At 74.7% G+C, this 8,822-nt stretch carries 4 protein-coding genes and 1 pseudogene; all 5 read left to right on the top strand.

The window, feature by feature from the left end; translation table 11 throughout:
- Nucleotides 1-2,683 (top strand): annotated as a pseudogene (gene infB, locus BU52_RS30145) (translation initiation factor IF-2); the annotation flags it as partial.
- A gap of 194 nt (nucleotides 2,684-2,877) precedes the next feature.
- Complete coding sequence (locus tag BU52_RS30140; protein ID WP_037940485.1) at nucleotides 2,878-3,171, top strand: DUF503 domain-containing protein; 294 nt, start codon at nucleotides 2,878-2,880, stop codon at nucleotides 3,169-3,171.
- A 47-nt stretch (nucleotides 3,172-3,218) separates the two neighbouring features.
- Nucleotides 3,219-3,668 carry a 30S ribosome-binding factor RbfA gene (gene rbfA, locus BU52_RS30135; protein ID WP_037940483.1) on the top strand — a complete coding sequence of 150 codons (450 nt, stop codon included), beginning with the start codon at nucleotides 3,219-3,221 and terminating at the stop codon, nucleotides 3,666-3,668.
- Nucleotides 3,665-4,570, top strand: coding sequence for a tRNA pseudouridine(55) synthase TruB (gene truB, locus BU52_RS30130; protein ID WP_037940480.1), 906 nt, complete (start codon nucleotides 3,665-3,667; stop codon nucleotides 4,568-4,570). Before rbfA ends, truB begins: the two co-directional genes overlap by 4 nt.
- 296 nt (nucleotides 4,571-4,866) lie before the next feature.
- Nucleotides 4,867-8,787 carry a trypsin-like peptidase domain-containing protein gene (locus BU52_RS36635; protein WP_051858718.1) on the top strand — a complete coding sequence of 1,307 codons (3,921 nt, stop codon included), beginning with the start codon at nucleotides 4,867-4,869 and terminating at the stop codon, nucleotides 8,785-8,787.
- Nucleotides 8,788-8,822 lie beyond the last annotated feature (35 nt).

Raw genomic sequence — 8,822 nt, 5'->3', positions numbered from 1 at the left:
CCGCGGCCCGCGCCGCGTCCGGCTCCGGCGGCCCCGGAATTCCAGGCCCCGCCCGCGGCGGCGGCCCCGGCTCCGTCCGGGCCGAAGCCCGGCGGTGCGCGTCCCGGCGCACCCAAGCCCGGCGGTCGTCCCGCCGGTCCCGGCCAGGGGACAGGGCGGCCAGGGCCGTCCGGCAGGCCAGGGTCAGCGCCCCGGTGGCGGTGCTCGTCCGGGCGGTCGCCCGGCCGGTCCCCGTCCCGGTAACAATCCCTTCACCTCCGGTGGCTCCACCGGCATGGCCCGCCCGCAGGCCCCGCGCCCGCAGGGCCAGCGTCCCGGCGGTCCCGGTGCCCCCGGTGCCGGTCCGCGTCCCCAGGCCCCCGGTGGCCAGGGCGGCGGTCCGCGTCCGCAGGCTCCGGGCGGGCAGCGCCCGACTCCGGGCTCGATGCCGCGTCCGCAGGGCGGTCCCCGTCCCGGCGGCGGCCCCGGCGGTCCGCGTCCCAACCCCGGCATGATGCCGCAGCGTCCCGCTGCCGGCCCGCGCCCCGGCCCCGGTGGCCGCGGTCCGGGCGGTGCGGGCCGTCCCGGTGGTGGCGGTGGCGGTCGTCCCGGCGGCGGTGGCGGTTTCGCCGGTCGTCCCGGTGGCGGTGGCGGTGCCGGTCGTCCCGGTGGCGGTGGCGGTTTCGCCGGTCGTCCCGGCGGCGGTGGTGGCTTCGGCGGCGGCGGTGGCCGTCCCGGCTTCGGTGGCCGTCCCGGCGGTCCCGGTGGCCGCGGTGGCACGCAGGGCGCCTTCGGCCGTCCCGGCGGTCCCGCGCGTCGCGGCCGCAAGTCGAAGCGGCAGAGGCGCCAGGAGTACGAGGCCATGCAGGCCCCGTCGGTCGGCGGTGTGATGCTGCCTCGCGGCAACGGCGAGACCATTCGCCTGTCGCGCGGTGCCTCGCTCACCGACTTCGCGGAGAAGATCAACGCCAACCCGGCGTCGCTCGTCGCGGTCATGATGAACCTCGGCGAGATGGTCACCGCGACCCAGTCCGTCTCCGACGAGACGCTCCAGCTCCTCGCCGGCGAGATGAACTACACGGTTCAGATCGTCAGCCCGGAGGAGGAGGACCGCGAGCTGCTCGAGTCCTTCGACCTGGAGTTCGGCGAGGACGAGGGCGACGAGGAGGACCTGGTGGTCCGCCCGCCGGTCGTCACCGTCATGGGTCACGTCGACCACGGCAAGACCCGGCTGCTCGACGCCATCCGCAAGACCAACGTCATCGCGGGCGAGGCCGGCGGCATCACCCAGCACATCGGTGCCTACCAGGTCGCGACCGAGGTCAACGAAGAAGAGCGCAAGATCACCTTCATCGACACCCCGGGTCACGAGGCGTTCACCGCCATGCGTGCCCGTGGTGCGCGCTCGACCGACATCGCGATCCTGGTCGTCGCGGCCAACGACGGCGTCATGCCGCAGACGGTCGAGGCGCTCAACCACGCGAAGGCGGCCGACGTGCCGATCGTCGTCGCGGTCAACAAGATCGACGTCGAGGGTGCCGACCCGACCAAGGTGCGCGGTCAGCTGACCGAGTACGGCCTGGTGGCCGAGGAGTACGGCGGCGACACCATGTTCGTCGACATCTCCGCCAAGCAGGGTCTGCACATCGACAGCCTCCTCGAGGCCGTCGTCCTCACCGCCGACGCCTCGCTCGACCTGCGGGCCAACCCCACGCAGGACGCGCAGGGCATCTCGATCGAGTCCCGGCTCGACCGCGGCCGCGGTGCCGTGGCGACCGTGCTCGTCCAGCGAGGCACGCTGCGGGTCGGCGACACGATGGTGGTGGGCGACGCCTACGGCCGCGTGCGCGCCATGCTCGACGACAACGGCAACAACGTCGCCGAGGCGGGCCCGTCGACGCCGGTCCAGGTCCTGGGCCTGACCAACGTCCCGGGTGCGGGCGACAACTTCATCGTCGTGGACGAGGACCGTACGGCCCGTCAGATCGCCGAGAAGCGCGCCGCCCGTGAGCGCAACGCCGCGTTCGCCAAGCGCACGCGCCGCGTGTCGCTGGAGGACCTGGACAAGGTGCTCAAGGCCGGTGAGATCCAGCAGCTGAACCTGATCATCAAGGGTGACGCCTCCGGTTCGGTCGAGGCCCTCGAGTCCTCGCTGCTCCAGCTGGACGTCGGCGAAGAGGTCGACATCCGTGTCCTGCACCGCGGCGTCGGTGCGGTCACGGAGTCCGACATCGACCTGGCGATGGGCTCCGACGCCATCGTGATCGGCTTCAACGTGCGCGCCGCCGGGCGTGCCGCGCAGATGGCCGAGCGCGAGGGCGTGGACGTCCGCTACTACTCGGTCATCTACCAGGCGATCGAGGAGATCGAGGCGGCCCTCAAGGGCATGCTCAAGCCGGAGTACGAAGAGGTCGAGCTCGGCACTGCGGAGATCCGCGAGGTCTTCCGCTCGTCCAAGCTGGGCAACATCGCGGGTGTTCTCATCCGCTCCGGCGAGGTGCGCCGCAACACCAAGGCACGCCTCATCCGCGACGGCAAGGTCATCGCGGAGAACCTCAACATCGAGGGTCTGCGTCGCTTCAAGGACGACGTCACCGAGATCCGCGAAGGCTACGAGGGCGGTATCAACCTCGGAAACTTCAACGACATCAAGGTGGACGACGTCATCGCGACGTACGAGATGCGCGAGAAGCCGCGGGTGTAACACCCCACGGTGAGTACCGGCCGGTGGGACCGTGGTCCCACCGGCCGGCTCGTGTGTACGGGGCCGGTGGCGCGGTCCGGCGGGCGCAATATCCGTCGATCGCCGCGCCCCCTTCGTTGTACGGTTCTGGTGTCCCTGCCCGAGTCGGTGGCGGGGCCATCGATCCCGTACCGGCGGGTGAACCGGTTTCACACATGTATGTGGGGACGCTGTCCTTCGACCTCCTCCTCGGCGACGTACGGTCGCTGAAGGAGAAGCGCTCCGTCGTCCGCCCGATCGTCGCCGATCTGCAGCGCAAGTACGCGGTGAGCGCGGCCGAGGTGGATCACATGGATCTCTATCGCAGGGCGGTCATCGGCCTTGCCATGGTGTCCGGCGACGCGGGGCACCTGAGTGACGTACTGGACCGGTGCGAGCGGCTGGTCGCCGGTCGCCCCGAGGTGGAGCTGCTGTCCGTCAGGCGGCGCTTCCACGGTGAAGACGACTGACGACCACAGCTACAGAACGCAGACAGGAAAGAACGGGAGACGGACCAGTGGCCGACAACGCGCGGGCGAAAAGGCTGGCGGACCTCATCCGAGAGGTGGTGGCCCAGAAGCTGCAGCGCGGGATCAAGGACCCGCGGCTCGGCTCGCACGTCACCATCACGGACACCCGGGTCACGGGTGACCTCAGGGAGGCGACCGTCTTCTACACCGTGTACGGGGACGACGAGGAGCGGAAGGCCGCCGCGGCGGGCCTGGAGAGCGCCAAGGGCGTCCTGCGCTCCGAGGTGGGCCGGGCGGCGGGGGTGAAGTTCACGCCGACCCTGACCTTCGTCATGGACGCGCTGCCGGACACCGCGCGCACCATCGAGGACCTCCTCGACAAGGCGCGTCAGTCCGACGCGAAGGTGCGCGAGGCGTCCGCGGGCGCCGCGTACGCCGGCGGAGCGGACCCGTACCGCAAGCCGGAAGACGACGAGACGGACGACACCGCCGAATGACCCAGAAGCACACCACGCCCGACGGCCTTGTCATCGTCGACAAGCCGTCGGGCTTCACTTCGCACGACGTGGTCGCCAAGATGCGCGGCATCGCCCGCACCCGGCGCGTCGGTCACGCGGGCACCCTCGACCCGATGGCGACGGGCGTCCTCGTCCTCGGCGTCGAGAAGGCGACCAAGCTCCTCGGCCACCTGGCGCTGACCGAGAAGGAGTACCTCGGCACCGTCCGGCTCGGGCAGAACACGCTCACCGACGACGCCGAGGGAGACATCACCTCCTCCACCGACGCCTCCCGGGTCACCCGCGAGGCCGTCGACGCCGGTGTCGCCAAGCTGACCGGCGACATCATGCAGGTGCCGTCCAAGGTCAGCGCCATCAAGATCAACGGAGTGCGCTCCTACAAGCGCGCCCGGGACGGCGAGGAGTTCGACATCCCGGCCCGGCCGGTCACCGTCTCGTCGTTCTCCGTGTACGACGTGCGGGAGGCGGTCGCCGAGGACGGAACCCCCGTGCTCGACCTCGTGGTGTCGGTCGTCTGCTCCTCCGGCACCTACATCCGCGCCCTCGCCCGTGACCTGGGCGCCGGCCTGGGCGTGGGCGGCCACCTCACCGCACTGCGCCGTACCCGCGTCGGCCCGTACAAGCTGGACTCCGCGAGGACGCTGGACGAGCTCCAGAAGGAGCTGACGGTGATGCCGATCGCAGAGGCGGCCGCCGCCGCGTTCCCCCGCTGGGACGTCGACGAACGCCGGGCCGGACTGCTCACCAACGGCGTGCGGCTGGACATGCCCGAGGAGTACGCGGGCTCCGGAGCCGTGGCCGTCTTCGCCCCCGGGGGGCGGTTCATCGCGCTCGTCGAGGAGCACCGGGGCAAGGCCAAGAGCCTGGCCGTCTTCGGCTGACGGAGCGACCGCTCGCCCGGGCGGCGGATCGAAGGGACGGCGGGGGGAACGGGACCGCGGGCCCGTCCGTGGAGCGGCGTCACGGGGATGCCCATGCCGCCGCTCCACGGCCCCCCTCGGTTCCCCCACCCCTAGGGTGTATCCATCCACCCCTGACTGTTCACCCGTAGGTGCGGGCGCTCGGAGTGAACGGGGGGAGCGGAAGGGGGCGCGTTCGCCGGCCGACCTGTCTCGCTGATCATTCCGGCCCTACTGTCGCGGATGAGGGGCACGGAGGTACGGCGGGAGGCTCGAGGATGCCGTCACACAACGGATCCCGCCACGAGCGGGACCAGACCGTCGCCGACGGCCTCGTCCGCCTCACCGATCTCGCGGGCCGCCCGCGCGGTACCGGATTCGTGGCCGACCACCGCGGCACGGTGATCACGAGCCACGAGGCCGTCGACGGCCTGCCCCGGCTCGTGCTGCACGCGGCCGGGGACCGTCACCGTGTGGTGACCGCCGACGCCGTGACGCCGCTGCCCGATTTGGATCTGGCCCTGGTGCGCGGCGAAGGGCTCGGTGTGGCGCCTCTGCCCGTCTCCGCACGGCAGGGTGTGGGGACCGGCACCTACGTGCGGATCGCCGCAGGGGGATGGCGTGAGGCCAGGGTGCTGGGGACGACGGCCGTGACCTACACCGCGACCGACCGCCCGTACTCCCTGGACACCGCCCTGGAGCTGGCGGTCGGCACCGCGGGCCGGGACGCGCTGCGTCTCGGCGGCGGCGCGGCCGGCGGCCCCGTGCTCGACGCCCGCACCGGCACGGTGCTCGGCGTTCTCGGTACCGCGCTCCGGTCGGCCGACAGCGACGTCGGCTTCGCCGTGCTGCTCCCCTCGGCGGCCCCCGCCCTCGCCGGACTGCTCGCCGAGAACGAGGCGACGGTCCCCGCGTACGGCAGGGACCTCAACCTCGCGGCGCTGGTGGAGCTCACGGCGACATCGGCGGGGCTCACGGCGACATCGGCGGGGCTCACGGCACTCCCCACGGGCCCCGTCGCCGTCTCGGCGGGACGGGCGGACGCCTCACCCGGCCTCCCCGGCCCGTCGACGTCACCCACGGCCGCCGTGACCGTGCCCCCGGCCCCTCCGGAGGGACCTGCGGGGCTGCCGGCCGGGTATGCGGCTGCTTCGGTGGGGTCTGCGGGGCTGCCGGCCGGGTATGCGGCTGCTTCGGAGGGACCTGCGGGGCGTCCGGCCGGGTATGCCGCGTCCTCGCCGGGGCTCGCGGCAGCCACGGCGGGGCGTACGGCGGCCCGGGCGGAGCCGACCGACGCCCCGTCCGTGCTCGCGGGCCCCTCGGCGGGGCATGCCACGGCCTTCTCAGGACTCACCGGGACGCCCGCGGCACAGGCGGCCACCCCGGCGCCGCCCACTGCCGCCGCGTCCGACCCCGCGGGCTCCTCGGCGTGGTCCACCGCCGCGCCGGCAGAACTCACGGCCCCTGTCCGGGCGTTCACGCCGCTCCCGGCAGGGCGCAGCGGGCTGCCGGGGGCCGTGGAACCCGTCGAACGGGCCGCCGTGGTCGCGGAGTTCGCCGCGTTCGAGCAGGGCGAGGCCGCCGTGCTGGGCCTCGTCGGGCCGCCCGGCAGTGGCCGCACCACCGAGCTTGTGGGGCTCGCCGCACGCCGGCACCGGGCCGGGCGGCCCACGCTGTGGCTGCGCGGCGCCGATCTGCGCGAGGACGACCGCTCGGTCGCCGAGGCCGCCCGCCGCGCCCTGGACCGGGCCGCCACGGCCGTCGCCGCGTCCCGGGTTCCGTTCCCGGCCGCCCCGGACGCCCTCGGCGAAGTGGGCCCGGACCGCCTGGCCGGGCTCGCCGCCACCGCCGGCCACCCCCTCCTGGTGCTCCTCGACGACCCCGAGCAGATGCCGCCCGGCCTCTTCCACCGCCGCGCCGAGTGGACGGCCGGAACCACGCGATGGCTGGCGGCGACGGGAGCCCGGCTGGTGGTGGCGTGCCGCGCCGAGTACTGGGAGGAGGCCGGGTTCCCGACGGAGGCACTGCACGCCGGCGGGCCCCGCCCCGAAGGGCTCCCACCGTGCGTGGTCCTCGACGGCCTCACCCCCGGGGAAGCGAGGGAAGCCCGTGCCCGTCACGGCATCCCCGAGGGAGCGGTGGCCGACGCCGACGCCGGCCACCCCCTCACCCTGCGGCTGTTCTCCGGGATCCGAGCCGCCCTCGCCGACGCGGCACCCGACGTCCCGGTCGACCGTGACGACGTGCTCTCGGCCCACCTGGACCTGATGTGCCTGCGCATCGCCACCCGTCTCGCCGCCGGGAACGGACTGCGCGGCACCGCCGTACGCCGGCTGGCGGCCAAGGTGGCCGGACAGGTGCACGAGGCCGCCCGTCGCGGTCTCGGCAGCGGGCACGGCGCGCTGGACGCGGACGCGTTCGAGGCCGTGTTCCCGGCGGGGCCCGCCCCGGACCGGTTCGGCGGGGTCACCGGCTGGGCCGCGGCCGTACTCGCCGAGGGCCTCCTCGTCCCGGCCGGGACCGGCTACCGGTTCGCGCACGACGAGCTCGCCGACTGGCTGCACGGAATCCACCTCGACCTGGACGGCGCCCTGAGCGCCCTGGTCCACGACCACCGCGCCCCCCGGGGCCCCGGCGCGGTGCCCCACCACCGCGCCGGTTCCGTCGTCCAGGCCCTGCTGCTCCTCGCCCGCCGGCACGGCACCGGCCGTCTCGCCTCACGCCTGGCGGACCTTGCTCACGCCCTCGACGCCGACACCGGCTCGTGGTGGGCCGCCCGCCTGCTCACCGGGGTCCTCGCGCGCGTGCCCGACGCGACCCCGTACAGGGACGTGCTGCGCCTGCTGGCCGACCGCGTCGTGGCGTGGCGGGAACAGCGACGGGCCGTGCCGCCCGAACTGGGCCCCGCCTTCTGGACAGCGCTCCGGCTGCCGCTCCAGGCACGGTGTGCCCTGCTGCGGCGGCTGGTGCACGCCGACGGCCCTCCGTGCGAGAGCGGCCCTCGCTTCCTCGACGCCGCCGCCCGTCTGCTCGCCGCCGACACCGTCGCCGTACTGCCGTACCTGGTCCGCTGGTTCGAGGACGAGCGGCCGCTGCCCGCCACCCCGCACGCCACCGTCGCGACGGCCGCGCAGGCCCTGCTGCACACCCATCGGCACGGGGCCCTGGACGCGCTGACCGACGCCCTCGTGGACAGCGGGCACCGACGAGCCGGCCAACTGCTCACCGTGCTGACGGAGGAGGAGCCCGCCGCGATGTGCCGGGCCGTCGACCGCTGGGCGAAGGACGACCGTCCCGCACGCCGCGCCGCGGCGGTCGCCCACGGCCTGCGGGTCGCGCCGCACGCGCGCGAGGGCACCGACCGCACCCTGCTGAGGTACGCGGCGCTCGCCGTGCTCGTCCGCGGCGCCGACCGCGAGCTGCACGGCGGCGCGCTCGCCCTGCTCGTCCGCGACCCCGACAGCAGGGACCGGCACCTCCCGCGCGCCCTGGCCCATTTCGCGGACGGCGACCCCCACCTGCCGCCGAGCGTGCTGACCGACGCCTTCGCGACCCACCCGGAGCCGGTGCTCGCCGCCTTCCGCACGAGACTGGCGCGGGCGGCGGACCCGGCCGACACCCTCAGCGCCCTCGCCGACGCCGCCACCCCCGCCATGGCCCGGCGGGTCGCCGCGGTCGTCCGGGAGACCGTGGAACGCAGGCCCGAGCTGACCGGGCACGTGGCCGCGTACGCCGACCGCCGCCTGGACGAGGGCGGCCCCGCCGACCGTGCCGCGGTGCGGGACCTGCTCACCGGCCTGCTGGACGACGGCCCGCAGCCGCTCCGTGTGGTCCTCGCCGGTGTCCTCGCCGCTCCCGGCACCCCCGTCGCCCGCCCGCTGCGCCGAGAACTGCTGGACGCCCTGCTGGCCCGCGAGCGGGACCCCGCCGTCCTGGAGGCGGTGCTGCGGGCCGCCGCCCGCAACCCCGGCCCCGAGCCGCGGGTCCTCTTCCACCGCACCGGGCTGCTCCTCGGCCGCACCCCGGGCGGCGCCGCCCGCTTCGACCGCTGCCTGACCGACCTGTGCCGGCACGTCCCGGGCTTCGCCACCGTCGTCGCCGGCTGGCTGGCCGGCGTCCCGCGCGAATGGGCCGGCCTCGTGGGGGCCGACGCCCGCCGGACGATCGAGAGCCTGGCGGGCCCCGGCGTCCCCGCGTGACTCCGGCCCGTACGTGCACCCGGTCACACAGCCAC

Origin of the sequence: Streptomyces toyocaensis, assembly GCF_000725125.1 — a bacterium.
GTDB classification, from domain to species: domain Bacteria; phylum Actinomycetota; class Actinomycetes; order Streptomycetales; family Streptomycetaceae; genus Streptomyces; species Streptomyces toyocaensis.
This window is presented reverse-complemented; position numbering and strand designations above follow the sequence as displayed.